Source organism: Neorhizobium sp. 05N33 (assembly GCF_056397445.1).
In genome coordinates, this window is sequence record NZ_JBFTNK010000020.1 from 15,058 (window position 1) to 30,654 (window position 15,597).

General features: G+C 62.1%; 13 protein-coding genes. 8 read left to right on the plus strand and 5 right to left on the minus strand.

Translation table 11 applies throughout. From position 1 onward, the window contains the following. Positions 1-108 precede the first annotated feature (108 nt). The 4 genes from AC1DLT_RS28235 to AC1DLT_RS28250 all read right to left on the minus strand — a co-directional run bounded on the left by AC1DLT_RS28235 (position 109) and on the right by AC1DLT_RS28250 (position 5,108). Positions 109-2,118, minus strand: a complete 2,010-nt coding sequence (locus tag AC1DLT_RS28235; protein ID WP_477488935.1) for an acetyl-CoA carboxylase biotin carboxylase subunit — start codon at positions 2,116-2,118, stop codon at positions 109-111. Further along, the gene (locus AC1DLT_RS28240; RefSeq protein WP_038549891.1) at positions 2,118-2,492 is read right to left on the minus strand and encodes a hypothetical protein; all 375 of its coding nucleotides are present in this window, start codon (positions 2,490-2,492) and stop codon (positions 2,118-2,120) included. The genes AC1DLT_RS28235 and AC1DLT_RS28240 overlap by 1 nt, the downstream gene beginning before the upstream one ends. A gap of 52 nt (positions 2,493-2,544) precedes the next feature. Further along, positions 2,545-4,077: an acyl-CoA carboxylase subunit beta gene (locus tag AC1DLT_RS28245; RefSeq protein WP_477488936.1), complete on the minus strand. Its 1,533-nt coding sequence runs from the start codon at positions 4,075-4,077 to the stop codon at positions 2,545-2,547. A 134-nt stretch (positions 4,078-4,211) separates the two neighbouring features. Continuing rightward, a complete protein-coding gene (locus AC1DLT_RS28250; protein WP_038591833.1) occupies positions 4,212-5,108 on the minus strand; it encodes a LysR family transcriptional regulator in 897 nt (298 codons plus the stop codon). A gap of 209 nt (positions 5,109-5,317) precedes the next feature. On the opposite strand from AC1DLT_RS28250, the gene AC1DLT_RS28255 reads away from it, so the two are divergent. From AC1DLT_RS28255 to AC1DLT_RS28285, 7 genes are all read left to right on the plus strand, one after another. After that, positions 5,318-6,292 carry an ABC transporter permease gene (locus tag AC1DLT_RS28255; RefSeq protein ID WP_038591829.1) on the plus strand — a complete coding sequence of 325 codons (975 nt, stop codon included), beginning with the start codon at positions 5,318-5,320 and terminating at the stop codon, positions 6,290-6,292. Further along, complete coding sequence (locus AC1DLT_RS28260; protein ID WP_038591825.1) at positions 6,289-7,188, plus strand: ABC transporter permease; 900 nt, start codon at positions 6,289-6,291, stop codon at positions 7,186-7,188. The genes AC1DLT_RS28255 and AC1DLT_RS28260 overlap by 4 nt, the downstream gene beginning before the upstream one ends. A 5-nt stretch (positions 7,189-7,193) precedes the next feature. Further along, on the plus strand, positions 7,194-8,165 hold the full coding sequence (locus AC1DLT_RS28265) for an ABC transporter ATP-binding protein (protein ID WP_247031825.1): 972 nt from the start codon (positions 7,194-7,196) through the stop codon (positions 8,163-8,165). After that, on the plus strand, positions 8,162-9,217 hold the full coding sequence (locus AC1DLT_RS28270) for an ABC transporter ATP-binding protein (RefSeq protein WP_477488937.1): 1,056 nt from the start codon (positions 8,162-8,164) through the stop codon (positions 9,215-9,217). Before AC1DLT_RS28265 ends, AC1DLT_RS28270 begins: the two co-directional genes overlap by 4 nt. Positions 9,218-9,237: 20 nt before the next feature. Further along, complete coding sequence (locus AC1DLT_RS28275; protein WP_477488938.1) at positions 9,238-10,812, plus strand: ABC transporter substrate-binding protein; 1,575 nt, start codon at positions 9,238-9,240, stop codon at positions 10,810-10,812. A 109-nt stretch (positions 10,813-10,921) separates the two neighbouring features. Next, positions 10,922-12,826: a CocE/NonD family hydrolase gene (locus AC1DLT_RS28280; protein ID WP_477488939.1), complete on the plus strand. Its 1,905-nt coding sequence runs from the start codon at positions 10,922-10,924 to the stop codon at positions 12,824-12,826. Between the two features lie 8 nt (positions 12,827-12,834). Continuing rightward, positions 12,835-13,986: a CapA family protein gene (locus AC1DLT_RS28285; protein WP_477488940.1), complete on the plus strand. Its 1,152-nt coding sequence runs from the start codon at positions 12,835-12,837 to the stop codon at positions 13,984-13,986. Here the strand turns inward: AC1DLT_RS28285 and AC1DLT_RS28290 are convergent, their stop codons facing one another. Continuing rightward, positions 13,987-14,712 carry a response regulator gene (locus AC1DLT_RS28290; protein WP_477488941.1) on the minus strand — a complete coding sequence of 242 codons (726 nt, stop codon included), beginning with the start codon at positions 14,710-14,712 and terminating at the stop codon, positions 13,987-13,989. A 119-nt stretch (positions 14,713-14,831) separates the two neighbouring features. Between AC1DLT_RS28290 and AC1DLT_RS28295 the strand changes: the two genes are divergently transcribed. Next, positions 14,832-15,587 (plus strand): cyclic nucleotide-binding domain-containing protein, encoded by a 756-nt coding sequence (locus tag AC1DLT_RS28295; protein ID WP_247031813.1) that lies wholly within the window; start codon positions 14,832-14,834, stop codon positions 15,585-15,587. The last annotated feature ends 10 nt before the right edge of the window (positions 15,588-15,597 follow it).

Genomic DNA, 15,597 nt, shown 5'->3' on the forward strand with positions numbered 1-15,597 from the left:
CCAAGTAACTGTATTCTTAAATACCTCCCGATATTTGCATCCACCTACTCTTGCGATCGCTATTTACTGGAATACAGAGGGATTGCGGCATCGGCGGTAGAAGCAAGCCTACTCAAACTCCATGATCAACTCGTCGACCGCCAGGCTTTGGCCCTGGCTCGCGGCGACGTGCTTGACGATGCCCTTCCTCTCCGCCTTCAGCACGTTTTCCATCTTCATCGCCTCGACGGTGGCCAGCGTCTGGCCAGCCTCGACCATGTCGCCTTCCTTGACAGCGACGGATGTGATCACGCCGGGCATCGGGCAGAGCAGCATCTTCGACGTGTCCGGCGGCAGTTTTTTCGGCATCAGGCGGGCGAGTTCGGCGACGCGGGGGGAACGCACGCGGGCGGTTACGTCCATGCCCCGCCAGCGCAGCCGGATGGCCGAGCCGACGAGGTTGACCTTGACGCCCATCGCCTCGCCGCCGACCTGGAAGCGGGCGTGTTGCTGGCCCGGAAGCCAGCCGCCGGCGACGGAAAGCTGCGTTCCATCGGCAAAGCGGACGCCGGTGCCGTCAGACCCGGTTTCGAGCGTTACGGCTTCCTCGAAACCGGCGAGCGTTACCACCCAATCCTTGCCGATCACCCGGCGATGGTTGCCGATCGTGCCGGAGATCTGCACCGCGCGCTCCTGCAGGGCCTGATTGACCAGGACGGCGATGGCGGCAAGCTTCTTTGCCGCCTCCCCGTCCGGATGCACACCGGAAAAGCCTTCCGGGAACTCTTCGGCGATGAAGGCGGTGGTGATGTTTCCGGAGCGGAATCGGCCATGCCTCATGACGGCCGACAGGAAAGGCAGGTTATGGCCGATGCCATCCACCTCGAAATCGTCGAGCGCCTTGCCCATTGCGTCGATCGCCGTCAGACGATCAGGCGCCCAGGTGCAGAGTTTTGCGATCATCGGGTCGTAATACATGGAGATCTCGCCGCCTTCGAAGACGCCGGTATCGTTGCGCACCACGGTATCGTCGTCCTGCCGGCCCTCGGCGGGCGGGCGGTAGCGGGTCAGCCGGCCGATCGAGGGCAGAAAATTGCGGTAGGGATCCTCAGCGTATAGCCGGCTTTCGATCGCCCAGCCATTCAACTTGACGTCGTCCTGACTGAGCGACAGTTTCTCGCCTGACGCAACGCGGATCATCTGTTCGACGAGATCGATGCCGGTGACGAGTTCGGTCACTGGATGCTCCACCTGCAGGCGGGTGTTCATCTCGAGGAAATAGAAATTTCTGGCGCCGTCGACGATGAACTCCACCGTGCCGGCCGAGAAATAACCGACGGCTTTCGCGAGTGCCACCGCCTGTTCGCCCATGGCCTTGCGCGTTGCCGCGTCGAGGAAGGGCGACGGTGCCTCCTCAATGACCTTCTGGTTGCGGCGCTGGATCGAGCATTCACGCTCGCCGAGATAGAGCGTGGTGCCGTTTTGATCGCCGAGCACCTGGATTTCGATGTGGCGCGGCTGGTCGACGAACTTTTCGATGAAGATGCGGTCGTCGCCGAAGGAATTCTTCGCCTCGTTGCGGGAGGACTGGAAACCTTCGCGCGCCTCGGTATCGTTCCAGGCAATGCGCATGCCCTTGCCGCCGCCGCCGGCGGACGCCTTGATCATTACCGGGTAACCGATCGAGGCGGAAATCCTCACCGCCTCCTCGGCATCCTCGATCAGGCCCATATGGCCCGGAACGGTGGAGACGCCGGCTTCGGCGGCGATCTTTTTCGAGGTGATCTTGTCGCCCATCGCCTGGATGGCTTTGACAGGCGGGCCGATGAAAACGACGCCGGCCTTTTCCAGCGCCTGCGCAAACGCTGCGTTTTCCGACAGGAACCCATAACCGGGATGCACGGCATCGGCACCGGTCTTCCTGATCGCTTCGAGTATCCTGTCGATGACGATATAGGACTGGCTGGACGGCGCCGGGCCGATATGCACCGCCTCGTCGGCCATCCGTACATGCAGCGCCTCGGCATCCGCGTCCGAATAGACGGCGACCGTCGCAATGCCCATCTTTTTTGCGGTCTTAATGACCCGGCAGGCGATCTCGCCACGGTTGGCGATGAGGATTTTCTTAAACGCCGCCATCAAACCTCCAGAACGTCTTCGAAAGCCTGGGGAAAGTTTTTCCGCGCCAGGCTCTCGTTGATACGTAACATCGCCTGGTAGGAGGCGGGGTCGAACGCGCGATCTGCCGGGATCACTTCCCGTCCCAGCAAACGCGACAAGCGTTCGCCATCGAGATTGCCGCGCTCAAAGGGTTCCGCTCCGAAATAATGCCAAAGGGAATGCATGAAGGCGGTATCGGCCAGGGCGACCGTCTGATCCCGGCTGGGATGGCGCGGCCATTGTCCCAGCACCGTCACCTTGGGATTCGCCCGGCGAATGGTGAACTGCCACTGCGTTCCAGTTAAACCCGACGGAAAGCCACGATGTTTGGTCATTTCGGGGATTTTGGGCATCATGGTCTCCTGCGGTATTTCGTGGCTGCGGCCGCTCTTGTAACGGGGGGCATTACAACGGGATCGTGTCGTGTTTTTTCCAATGCGTCGTTACCTGCTTGTTGCGCAGCGAGGCAAACGCCCGGGCGATGCGGCGGCGGGACGAATGGGGCATGATCACCTCGTCGATGAAGCCACGTTCGGCCGCGACGAACGGGTTGGCGAAACGCTCCTCGTATTCCCTGGTGCGCGCGGCGATCTTTTCCGCGTCGCCCAGTTCCGAGCGGTAGAGGATCTCGGTCGCTCCCTTCGCACCCATGACGGCGATTTCGGCGGTCGGCCAGGCATAATTGAAATCCGCGCCGATATGTTTCGAGGCCATGACGTCATAGGCGCCGCCATAGGCTTTTCGCGTGATCAGCGTGACCATGGGAACGGTCGCTTCGGAATAGGCGAAGAGCAGTTTTGCACCGTGTTTGATGACGCCGCCATATTCCTGCGCCACGCCCGGAAGGAAACCCGGGACATCCACCAGGGTCAGGATCGGGATCGAGAAAGCGTCGCAGAAACGCACGAAGCGGGCGGCCTTGCGGGAACTGTCGATATCGAGGCAGCCGGCCAGCACCATCGGCTGGTTGGCGACGACGCCGACCGTCTGACCTTCGAGGCGGATGAAGCCGGTGATGATGTTTCTCGCATAGGCTTCCTGGATCTCGAAGAAATCGCCCTCGTCGGCGATCGCATAGATCAGTTCCTTCATGTCGTAGGGTTTTGCGGCGCTGTCCGGGATCAGGCTGTCGAGGCGGTTCTCGATGCGGGCGGGATCGTCGTGGAAGGGGCGGACCGGGGGCTTTTCGCGATTGTTCAGGGGCAGGAAATCGAAGAGCTGGCGGACGGCTTCGAGCGCCTCGATGTCGTTCTCGAAGGCGGCATCGGCGACCGACGACTTCTTCGTGTGGGTGCCCGCGCCGCCGAGTTCTTCGGCAGTGACGATCTCGTTGGTGACGGTCTTCACCACGTCGGGACCGGTGACGAACATGTAGGATGAATCGCGCACCATGAAGATGAAGTCGGTCATGGCCGGCGAATAGACCGCGCCGCCGGCGCAGGGGCCCATGATGACGGAAATCTGCGGCACGACGCCGGAGGCCTCTGCATTGCGGCGAAAGACTTCGGCATAACCGGCGAGCGACGCGACGCCTTCCTGAATACGGGCGCCGCCACTGTCGTTCAGGCCGATCACCGGGGCGCCGACACGCACCGCCATATCCATGATCTTGCAGATTTTTTGCGCATGTGTCTCGGAGAGCGAGCCGCCGAGAACCGTAAAGTCCTGGGAGAAGACATAGACTTGGCGGCCGTTGATCGTCCCCCAGCCGGTGACAACACCGTCGCCCGCGACCTTCTGCTCGGCCATGCCGAAATCCACCGCGCGGTGGGTCACGTACATGTCGAACTCCTCGAACGAGCCCTCGTCGAGCAGGACCTCGATGCGCTCGCGGGCCGTCAGCTTGCCCTTGGCATGCTGCGCCTCGATACGCTTGCTCCCCCCGCCAAGCCTTGCCTCCGCCCGGCGCTTTTCGACCTCACCCAGAACTGCTCGCATGTCTGCTCCCGGTATTCCCTTAGGCATTACTTAGCGTCTTGCGTTCAGACGGGAAACCGCGGAACGCGCATCTATACGAATTGATAAGAGCGCGAACGGGAAAATGCAAAACGCCGGAAAACATACGACGGCAATTAGAGCGCGGTTTCGCCCGAATTCGTCTTGATGATGTTGATGAAGGCCTCGGCCGTCCAGGACAGCGGCGCGCCGGGCATGGTGATGATCCCGTAATCGGCGATCTTGTCCGGCACGAAGGGCCGCATGGCGAGCGCATCGCTGCGAAAGAATTCGGCGATCAGCGACGGCACGATGGCGATGCCGAGGCCCTGGGCTGCGCAGGCGCAGGCCGTTTCGACCGAATGGACTTCGAGGCTGCAGCGGTAGGTCGGCACCATACGGCGCAGTTCGTGTTCCAGCTCGTTGCGGTTGACGCGCTGTCGACCGAGCAGGATCAGGTCGTTGCGGGCGAGATCGTTGACGTCGATCGCCTGCTTGGCGGCCAGCGGATGGCCGGCCGGCATCACGCAGGTCGTGCCGCTGGCAAAGAGCGGGCGGGCGTCGAAGGAATGTTCCTCCGGTGGCAGTCGAACGAAGCCGAGATCGGCGACGCGGCCGCGCACCATCCGCTCGATCGCATCATAGGGGCCGCTCAGGATTTCCACCGTGACGCGCGGATGATCGGCCTTGAAGCGGGCGAGGATCGGCGGCAGCATGGTGGTCGCGAGGCTGTGCGGGAAGGCGACCCGGATCAGCGCCTCGCCGAAGGCGCCGGAGCGGACGTCGCCGACCTTGACGCGCAGCCGGGCGACGCTCTCGGCGACATCATCCACCTCGTCGACCAGGAGATGCGCTTCCGGCCGCGGGATCAGACGGCCCTTGTCGCGCAGGAAAAGTTCGCGTCCGATCTCCTCTTCCAGCGACGCGAGCTGGCGGCTGATCGCCGACTGCGACAGGCCGAGCTGGGCAGCGGCTGCCATCGTCGAGCCGGTATCCATGATCGTCTTGAAGATTTCGAGCTGCTTGAAATTCATGTCGCGATCCTACGGAAGGCGGCGGCGAACACAAGCAAAGACATCGAACAAGGTTTCCACGCGCAAAACGCATAGGACCATGCGTTCCGCGCATAATATTGCGCATCCTTCCCGGACCGCTATCGTCTGCGTCAACAAAGAGAAAAGGGAACGTCTTTCATGAAAATTCTCTGTCCCTGCGGGACGAAGGATAAGCGGGAGCGCATGCTATGACGGTTTTCGTCATTCGCCGCTTCCTGCAGAGCATCGCCGTCCTCATCGTGACCGCGGTCATCGTCTTCATCGGCATCTACGCGATCGGCGACCCAGCCGAAATGCTGATCGCTCCGGATGCCAGCCCTGCGGAACGCGCCCAGGTGGTCGCCTCGCTCGGCCTCGACAAGCCGCTCTGGGAACAGTTCTTCACCTTCGCATGGAATGCGCTGCATGGGGATCTCGGCCGTTCCTTCGTCTTCAACCGTCCGTCCATCAGCCTGATCTTCGAGCGCCTGCCGGCGACGCTGGAGCTGACGCTGACCGGCCTCGTCTTCGCGCTGCTGCTCGGCATTCCGCTCGGCCTGCTGTCCGGCCTGAAGCCGAACAGCGCCACCGACGAAGTGATCATGACCGGCTCGATCTTCGGCTTCTCGTTGCCGAGCTTCTGGCAGGGCATGATGCTGATCATGATCTTCTCCGTCTGGCTCGGCTGGCTGCCCTCTACCGGACGCGGCCAGATGGGCGAATTTCTTGGGCTCCATTCAAGCCTCTTCACGCTGGACGGCCTGACGCATCTCATCCTGCCGGCAATCAATCTGTCGCTGTTCAAACTCTCTCTAGTCATCCGCCTCACCCGCACCGGGGTGCGCGAAACCATGCCGCTCGATTTCGTCAAGTTCGCGCGCGCCAAGGGCATTTCCGAACGGCGCATCGTCTTCGTGCATGTGTTCAAGAACATCCTGATCCCGCTGATCACCGTGATCGGCCTGGAACTCGGCAGCATGCTCGCCTTCGCGGTGGTGACGGAGACGATCTTCGCCTGGCCGGGCATCGGCAAGCTTTTGATCGACAGCATCATGCGGCTCGACCGACCTGTCGTGGTCGCCTATCTGCTGGTCATCGTCAGCCTGTTCATCTTCATCAATTTCGTGGTCGACGTGCTCTATTCGCTGGTCGATCCCCGCGTCCGGCTGGGAGGTGCCCAATGACCGTTCGCGCCCTTTTTGCTGAAGACATGCTGCTCGGCAGACTATTTACCGGCATCGGCCGCAGTCCGAAGGCGGTCGTTGCCGCCATCGTCTGCATCATCCTCCTGTTTGCCGCAGTCATCGGACCTTATCTGACGCCCCAGAACCCGTTCGATCTCGCGGTGCTGGACATCCTCGATTCCAAGCTGCCGCCCGGCTCGCAGAGCATGGACGGCATGAACTACTGGCTCGGCACCGACGGCCAGGGCCGCGACATGTTCTCGGCGATGATCTACGGCCTGCGCACCAGCCTCGGCGTCGGTGTTTTTTCCGGTCTCGTGGCCTTGATCGTCGGCACGGTGCTTGGCCTGATCGCCGCTTATTTCGGCGGGCGCATCGACACGCTGATCATGCGCGTCGTCGATCTGATGCTCGGCTTTCCGACCATTCTCGTGGCCCTGATGCTGCTGGCACTTCTCGGCCAGGGCCTCTGGAAGGTCATCTTCGCGCTGATCCTGGTGCAATGGGCGACATTTGCCCGCGCCGTCAGGAGTGCGGCGCTTGTCGAGAAGAACAAGGACTATGTCGAGGCCGCGGTGACACTCGGCATCGGCACCCCGCGCATCTTGATCGGCCATATCCTGCCCAACTGCTTGCCGCCGCTGATCGTCATCGGCATGCTGCAGGTGGCGAACGCCATTTCGGCAGAGGCGACGCTCTCCTTCCTCGGCATCGGCCTGCCGATCACCGAACCGTCGCTCGGGCTGCTGATCGCCAACGGCTACCAGCTTCTGATGTCCGGCGAATACTGGATCAGCGTCTATCCTGGCGTGCTGCTGCTCGTGCTGGTGTTCTCGATCAACATCGTCGGCGACCGGTTGCGCGAAGTCCTCAATCCCCGACTTGGCGAAAGGTGAGCGCGATGACACCCGTCCTCGAAGTCAAGAACCTTTCCACCCATTTCATGACCCGTCGCGGCGTGCTGAAGGCCGTCGACGACGTGAGCTTCACGGTCGGTCAGCGGGAGATCGTCGGGCTTGTCGGCGAATCCGGCTCCGGCAAATCGATCACCGGCTTCTCGATTCTCGGCCTCGTCGATCCGCCCGGCCGGGTGGTGAGCGGCCAGATCCTGTTCAACGGCGAAGACCTGCTGACGAAATCGCCGACAGCGATGCGGGCCATCCGTGGCAAACGCATCGCGATGATCTTCCAGGATCCGATGATGACGCTGAACCCGGTTCTCTCGGTCGCCACCCAGATGATCGAGACCGTGCAGGCGCATGACCGGGTTTCGCGCGCAGAAGCCCGCGCCCGGTCACGCGATGCGCTTGGGCTGGTTGGCATCCCTTCGCCGGAGGAGCGGCTGGATTCCTATCCGCACCAGTTCTCCGGCGGCATGCGCCAGCGCGTGGCGATCGCCATCGCACTGCTGCACCGGCCGGACCTGATCATCGCCGACGAACCAACGACGGCGCTCGACGTGACGATCCAGTCGCAGATCCTGTTCGAGATCAAACGGCTGGCCGGTGAGTTCGGCATGGCGCTGATCTGGATCAGCCACGATCTCGGCGTCGTCGCGGCGCTCGCGGACCGGATCATGGTCATGTATGCGGGCCGCATCGTCGAGGCGGGACAGGTCGATGGGGTGCTCACCGCGCCACGCCATCCCTACACGTCCGGCCTGCTCAGCGCCGTGCCTGCAGCGGTGCCGCGCGGCGAACCGCTCCGACCGATCCCCGGTTTCGCGCCCTCGCCGCTGTCGCGCCCTTCCGGCTGCGCCTTCCGCGACCGCTGCGCCCGGGCCACCGATGTCTGCGCCACTGAGCCTATGCTGGAAATCGCCGCCGATCGCGAGTTCCGCTGTTTCCACCCCCATCTCTGGAGCGCCGCATGACAAACCCGCTCGTGGAAACCGTACCGCTCATAGAAGCCGTGGACGTCAGCCGGCGTTTTTCCCGCAAGCTCGATTATGCGGAGAAGATCGCCAACCTGTTCGGTGCGGGTCTCGAGGAAAAGACCGTACATGCGGTCGACGAGGTCGATCTCGCCGTCTATCCGGGCGAGGTGGTCGGTCTCGTCGGTGAGTCCGGTTGCGGGAAGTCGACGCTCGGGCGGGTGATGGCCGGCATCATGCCGGCGAGCGGCGGCGAGGTACGCTGGAAAGGCCGGCCGCTGACATCGCTGCAGGGCGAGGACAAACGCGCCATGCGGCTCTCCGCCCAGATGATCTTCCAGGACCCGATGTCGACACTCAATCCGCGCAAGCGGGTGATCGACCTGATCGGCGAGGCGCCGAAAGTGCACGGCATCGTCAAGGGCCGGGAGATGCGCGACTACGTCGCCGCGCTCGCGGAGCGGGTCGGTCTCGATCCGTCCTATCTCGACCGTTTCCCGCACCAGTTTTCCGGCGGCCAGCGGCAGCGCATCGGCATTGCCCGGGCGCTGGCGGTAAAGCCCAAACTGCTCGTCTGCGACGAATCGGTCGCCGCGCTCGACGTGTCTATCCAGGCGCAGATCCTCAACCTGTTCATGGACCTGAAACGGGAGTTCGGGCTGACCTATCTGTTCATCAGCCACGACCTCGGCGTCGTGAAACACATCTGCGATCGGGTGGTCGTCATGTATCTCGGCCGCGTGGTGGAAAGCGCCACGCCGGACGAGCTCTTCGACAATCCGAAACATCCCTATACCCAGGCGCTGATCCGCGAACTGCCGTCGGTCAGCGACCGCCGCCGGGTGTTCACGCCGATCAAGGGCGAGATCCCCTCGCCGCTCCATCCGCCACCGGGATGTCATTTCCATCCCCGCTGTCCAATGGCTTTCGACCGCTGCCGCGTTGAACGGCCGGTCTTGAAGGAAAACGCCGCAGGCCATGTCAGCGCCTGCCACCTGAACGATCTTGCCGCCCATCAGGCAACACATGCGACGGCCGAACCGGTCATCTAAAAAGGAAGGGAACGAACATAATGAAACCGATGAAATTTTTCCTGGCCGGGGTTGCGGCCTCGGTCCTCGCGCTGAGCTCGGCTCAGGCCGCGAATCTGATACTCGGCAGCGCCACCGAGCCCTCGGCGATCGATCCGCAGTTTTCGCGCACCGGCAACAACCAGAACATTGCCATGCAGGTCTTCGACCGCCTGGTGCAGACCGACCCGGCAATCAATGTCGAGCCGGCGCTTGCCGTCTCCTGGACCAATACCGATCCGCTGACCTGGCAGATCAAACTGCGCGACGGTGTCAAATTCCATGACGGCAACCCGTTGACATCGGAGGACGTGATCTTCTCGCTCACCCGCGCCAAAGACATCCCGAACAGCCCCGCGCCGTTTTCCGGCAATGTCGGGGCGATCGACAGCATGAAGGCGATCGACAACCTGACTGTCGAATTCAAGACCAAGAAGCCGACGCCCGATTTCATCGAACAGGTCGGTTTCGTCTACATCGTCGAGAAGAAGGTCGCGGAAGGCGCCTCGATCGAAGACTTCAACAGCGGCAAGGCGGCGATCGGCACCGGCGCCTATAAATTCAAGTCCTGGACCCCGGGCGATAACCTGCAGCTCACCCGCAACGATGCCTTCTGGGGCAAGAAACAGGATTTCGAAAACGTCACGATAAAGTTCATCTCCAACGATGCATCGCGCGTCGCCGCGCTTCGCTCCGGCGCCGTCGATCTGATCGACGCCGTGCCGCCGGGCGATGTGAAGACCCTCCAGGGAATCTCCGGCCTCAAGGTCTTCTCGATCGCCTCGGCCCGCATGATCTACCTTGCGCTCGACAGCGCCCGCGACAAGAGCCCCTTCATCACCGACAAGGAGGGTAAGCCGCTCGACAAGAACCCGCTGAAGGACGCCAAGATCCGCCAGGCGCTCTCGGAACTGGTCAACCGCCAGCTGATCATCGACCGCATTCTCGACGGCTCGGCGGAAGCCGCTGGCCAGCTGGTGCCAAACGGCGTCGCCGGCAACGATCCGTCGATCACGGCCACGGCCATGAACGCCGAGGACGCCAAGAAACTGCTGGCGGAAGCCGGCTACAAGGACGGTTTCGGCATCACCATCCACACCTCCAACGACCGCTTCCCGGGCGATTCGGAAGTGGCACAGGCCCTCGGCCAGATGTTTGCGCGCGGTGGCCTGAAGGTGAACGGCGTCGTCGCCCAGCCCTATAACGTTTACACCAAGGGCGCCGGGGCCGGCGAATTCTCCGCTTTCATCTTCTCGCTCGGCAACTCTACGCCGACCTCGGCAACCGGTCTTCGCAACCTGCTGATGACGGCCAACAAGGATGCCGGTACCGGCTCGTTCAACCGGACGAAATATTCGAACCCGGCCTTTGACGATGCGATGCGTGCCGCCACCGCCGAATTCGACGTCAAGAAGCGCGTGGAGCTGCTGCAGAAGGCGACCAAGATGGTGTTCGCCGACGTTCCGGTCATCCCGCTCTACTGGCAGAAGGTTCACTGGGCCGGCAAGGCGAACGTCTCCTATGTCGCCAACATGACGGAAGACACCAGCGCGACGCTTGCCGGCATCGCCAAGTAGGCCTGGTCTTTGCTGCGGCCCCTTTTTCAGGAGCCGCAGCATCCTGGGCCGGCCTGACGTGTGGTGGGGCCGGCCCGGGTATTGATTTGCCAATTTTGAGGATATGGACATGGATACCCTGACGCCATCGCGCTTCGAGGTGATTGCTGACGACGTGATCGTCGAACGCGATGTGATGGTGACGATGCGCGACGGCATAAAGCTCGCGACCGACGTCTACCGACCGGCCAAGGACGGCAAGGCGATCAAAGGCCGGCTTCCGGCGATCATGGAACGCACGCCCTACGGCAAGGCGGAACGCTCGCGATCCGAGATCGAGGTGGGCATGACCGAGCCGATGAAGCGCCATGAGGTTGCAAGCTATTTCGTCCGGGCCGGATATGCCGTGATCTACCAGGATTGCCGCGGCCGCTACAATTCCGAGGGCGAATTCAGCAAATACATTTCAGAAGCCGCGGACGGCTACGATACCGCCCGCTGGCTGGTGGAACAGGCCTGGTCGAACGGCCAGTTCGGCACAATGGGGCTTTCCTATGCGGCACATACGCAAGCCGCGCTCGCCTGCCTCAACCCTCCGGGGCTCGCCTGCATGGTCATGGATTCGGGCGGTTTTTCCAACGCCTATCAATGCGGCATCCGCCAGGGCGGCGCATTCGAGCTGAAGCAGGCGACCTGGGCCTACAACCAGGCGATCGGCGAGGGCAATGAATTTGCCCGTGCGGCGATCGAAGCGGAGGATCTTCACGCATGGTTCAACGTCATGCCCTGGAGCGAAGGCAATTCTCCGGTGCGCTGGATGCCGGAATACGAAAGCTACCTGCTCGACCAATGGCGCAGCGGCACGTTCGACGAAAACTGGCGCCGTGTCGGGCTTTACATGGAAGGTTTCTACGAGACTTTTCCGGAAGTGCCCATCGTGCTGATGTCGAGCTGGTACGACGCCTATGTGAAGTCGACGCTCGACAATTATCGCGGCCTTTCCGGCAAGGACAGCCGACCGCTACAGCTGATCATGGGACCGTGGCTGCACGGCAACCGCAACACGACGCTCGCCGGCGATACATCTTTCGGGCCGACTGCGCCGCTCGGCGGGAACGTCGTGGAAAGCTGGCTATCCTTCCGCCGCAACTGGTTTGACCATTGGCTGAAGGCCAGGGACAATACGGTTGCTCAGGAACCGGTGGTGCGCGCCTTCGTAATGGGCGGCGGGTCCGGCATGCGCAATCCGGATGGGCGCCTGGATCATGGCGGACGCTGGATCGAAGCAAGCGACTGGCCGCTGCCTGGAACGGAATTCCGCAACTATTACATCCATGAGAACGGTTCGCTTTCGACCGACAAGCCGAAAACGAGTGCCGCGCCCTTCACCTACGATTTCGACCCTAAGAACCCGGTTCCGACCATCGGCGGATCGCTGACAAGCGGCCAGCCGATTTTCGAAGGCGGCGGTTTCGACCAGCGCGAGGGAGAGAAATTCTACGGCTCGAAACATCCGGGCCTGCCACTTTCGGCGCGTGCCGACGTGCTCTCCTTCGAGACAGAGCCGCTCGCCAAAGATGTCGCCGTGGTCGGGCCGATCACGGTCGAGCTCTACGTCTCGTCCGATGCACCGGACACCGATTTCACCGCGAAACTCGTCGACGTCTACCCGCCGAGCAAGGATTATCCGACCGGTTACGCGCTCAATATCACCGACGGGATTATCCGCTGCCGCTACCGCAATTCCTTCGAAAAGCCTGAACCGATCGTCAAGGGCGAGGTGTTCAAGGTGACGATCGAACCATTCGCGACCGCCAACCTGTTCGCCAAGGGCCACCGCATCAGGGTTGATATCTCATCATCCAACTTCCCGAAGTACGATATAAATCCAAATAGCTATGCGCCGGAGGGCCGGGGGCGCACAAGCCAAGTGGCCCGCAACACAGTTTTCTGCGATGGTACGCGTGCATCTGCCATCCGCCTGCCGATCGTCGGTGGAGCGGCAATGGTGGGGCTGAAGCCCATCGCGAAATGAACTAGGCCATGCTGACCGTCGCCGTTACCGGCCAAATCCTGATCCACGGCCCCCTCGACCTCTGTGGCGAGGGGCAGGCCGAGGTTCGGGATTTCCTCGAGGCGGATGTGGCCTTCGGCAATCTCGAAGCGACGGTGGAGACGGCAGGGGCATGGCCGACCAAGACGAAAACGCTGCATCTGGCCTCGGCGGATGCTCTCGTCTCGGTGCGGGAACTTGGCTTTCATGCGGTGACGCATGCCAACAACCACGCCTTCGACCTCGGCCCGCCGGGCATCGCATCGACGCGCGCCGCCGTGGAAGCGGCCGGGCTGAAGCTTGCCGGCAGCGGGTCGGATATCGAGCAAGCCGCAGCGCCGGCGATCGTCCCGGGACCTCATAGATCGCTCGCTATCTTCTCCGTCGATCTCGGACCTCAGCCGGACATCAACTACGCCTCGGTCGATCGCAGCGGCATAACACCCTTGCGGATGAGGCGGACGGTAACCGCGCCGCCTGCGGAATTCGAGACGCTCAAACGGATCGTCGGGACGCTCGGTGACGACAAGCGCGGCGCGGCGCGTGCTGCGGTCGGTTATGACCTCGGCGAACGCCCGGAGCTGGACGTCTTCGGTACGCCCGTCGTTGCCGGCGATGCGATCGGCGCCCGCTGGACTGCCGACGAAAAGGACATGCAGCGGCTCGTCGACGGCGTCGATGCGGCGAAGGCGATCGGCGACCTGGTCGCGGTTGCGATCCACGGCCATCATTGGGATGCGAACTGGAAAACGACGCCCGAGTGGCTGCTCGATCTGTGCCGCGGCCTGATCGACAGCGGCGCGGACCTGGTTCTCGGCACCGGCGCACCGGTCATGCAGCCGATCACCTTTCATCGTGGGCGAGCGATCATCGCCGGTCTCGGCAACTTCGTTTTCCATACGCGGCGGCCGGCGACCTATGACCAAAAAGGTGTCGATGTCTGGCGCAGCGCCGCAATCCGGCTGACGCTTGCCGATGACGGTACGTGCGAGAGACTTGAACTGCTGCCGATTTCCGTCGGCAGGCCGGTGGACCAAGGTCTGCCTCCAGGCCCGGTTCCGCTGCAGGGTTCCGATGCGGACGAGATCAGGGAAAGAGCGCTCGCCGGGCTTCCGGCTGCAGACCGGCAACGCGTCGTCTGATCAACCAAGCTTGCCGGTGAAAATGTAACCGACGCCGCGGACGGCCTTGATCAGCTGGGGATGTTTGGCATCCGCCTCGATCTTGCGGCGCAACCGGACGATCTGGGCGTCGATCGTGCGGTCGAAGGCGTCGAGCTGCCGTCCCCTTGTCGTATCCATCAGGAAATCGCGCGTCAGCACGCGGCCGGCGTGCTGGACGAAAGCCGCCAGCATGTCGAATTCGCCGGTTGTCAGTTCGACTTCGCCATCTCCTGCAGACAGCAGCTGGCGTCTGGAAAGATTGAGCGTCCATCCTTCGAAACGGACGATCTTCTCCTCGTTCTCCTCCAGCTTCGGCTGAGCCGGCTGGCGCCGCCTGAGGATCGATTTCAGCCGCGCATGCACTTCGCGCAGGTGAAACGGTTTTGCGATGTAATCATCAGCACCGATCTCGATGCCGATGATCCGGTCGACCACGTCGTCGCGGCCGGTCAGCATCATGATCGGAATGTCCGATTGCATCCGGATTTCCCGAGCAAGATCGAAGCCGTCCTGGCCACCGGGAAGCGAGAGGTCGAGAAGGATGATGTCGATCTCCTGCCTTTTCAGCTGAACGCGCATTTCCTGCCCGTCGGACACCGCGCTGACGGCATACCCCTCGCCCTCGAAATATCGCGTCAGCATCTGACGGATTCGAGGGTCGTCGTCGACGACGAGGATATTTGCGGAACTGGCGGGGGATGACATCAACAGGGAACCGGCGTGTTACAGATTGTTACCAATTAGAACCGTCTTTCACACGACTAGCATTCGCGCGTTACCGGGATTCGGTCAACTGCCTCAACCAAACGGATAGGGGCAGTTTCATGTTTGTCACGGATAATGCGAAGACCTTCAACTCGGCAGCAGCAAGACCGCTAGACGAGCCGGACTGCCTGCATTCGCTGTTTGCAAAGCAGCCTGTCGAATATCTCGCGGCCGGCCAGCCCCTCTTTTTCGAAGGTGACGAGGCCAGGCATATTTTCGAAGTCATCGAAGGGAATTTGCGGGTTTTCCGGATCATTTCGGAAGGACGGCGGGTGATTACCGGATTTCTGCACGCCGGCGATATGATCGGCGTTTCGCTCCGGGACAATTATATCTATACCGCAGAGGCCATCACGACGGCGAAAGTCCGTCGGCTGTCGCGCCGACAGTTCGAAGCGGCGATCATCAATTCCGAGAGCCTGAGACCCAAAGTCTTTGCTCGGGTCTGCGACGAAATGGCCGCAGCCCAGGACCAGATGGTGCTCTTGTCGAGCAAGAGCGCGGAGGAACGGATCTGCACGTTCCTGCTGAAATACCTGAAACGTGCGATGGCCGAAGGCAATGCGCAACCGATCGTCGAGCTCTCCATGAGCCGGCAGGACATGGCCGACTATCTCGGCCTGACGATCGAAACGGTTTCGCGTACTATCACCAGGCTCATCGGCAAGGGCGTGCTGAATGTTCTGGACCCGGCCGCCCGTCATTCCATAAGAATCGAACGGCCGGGAATGCTTGCGCAACTTGCCGGAGACGACGATGACTGTGGAGACATGCGGCGCGACCTGATCGCTCTCGGCGAGCGACGGCGCCATTAAACGGAAGAGA

Coding starts and splice junctions, on each gene's coding strand:
- AC1DLT_RS28255 (WP_038591829.1), top strand. CDS start 5,318: ATGACGGTTTTCGTCATTCGCCGCTTCCTGCAGAGCATCGCCGTCCTC.
- AC1DLT_RS28285 (WP_477488940.1), top strand. CDS start 12,835: ATGCTGACCGTCGCCGTTACCGGCCAAATCCTGATCCACGGCCCCCTC.
- AC1DLT_RS28275 (WP_477488938.1), top strand. CDS start 9,238: ATGAAACCGATGAAATTTTTCCTGGCCGGGGTTGCGGCCTCGGTCCTC.
- AC1DLT_RS28265 (WP_247031825.1), top strand. CDS start 7,194: ATGACACCCGTCCTCGAAGTCAAGAACCTTTCCACCCATTTCATGACC.
- AC1DLT_RS28295 (WP_247031813.1), top strand. CDS start 14,832: ATGTTTGTCACGGATAATGCGAAGACCTTCAACTCGGCAGCAGCAAGA.
- AC1DLT_RS28235 (WP_477488935.1), bottom strand. CDS start 2,118: ATGGCGGCGTTTAAGAAAATCCTCATCGCCAACCGTGGCGAGATCGCC.
- AC1DLT_RS28240 (WP_038549891.1), bottom strand. CDS start 2,492: ATGCCCAAAATCCCCGAAATGACCAAACATCGTGGCTTTCCGTCGGGT.
- AC1DLT_RS28270 (WP_477488937.1), top strand. CDS start 8,162: ATGACAAACCCGCTCGTGGAAACCGTACCGCTCATAGAAGCCGTGGAC.
- AC1DLT_RS28280 (WP_477488939.1), top strand. CDS start 10,922: ATGGATACCCTGACGCCATCGCGCTTCGAGGTGATTGCTGACGACGTG.
- AC1DLT_RS28290 (WP_477488941.1), bottom strand. CDS start 14,712: ATGTCATCCCCCGCCAGTTCCGCAAATATCCTCGTCGTCGACGACGAC.
- AC1DLT_RS28245 (WP_477488936.1), bottom strand. CDS start 4,077: ATGCGAGCAGTTCTGGGTGAGGTCGAAAAGCGCCGGGCGGAGGCAAGG.
- AC1DLT_RS28260 (WP_038591825.1), top strand. CDS start 6,289: ATGACCGTTCGCGCCCTTTTTGCTGAAGACATGCTGCTCGGCAGACTA.
- AC1DLT_RS28250 (WP_038591833.1), bottom strand. CDS start 5,108: ATGAATTTCAAGCAGCTCGAAATCTTCAAGACGATCATGGATACCGGC.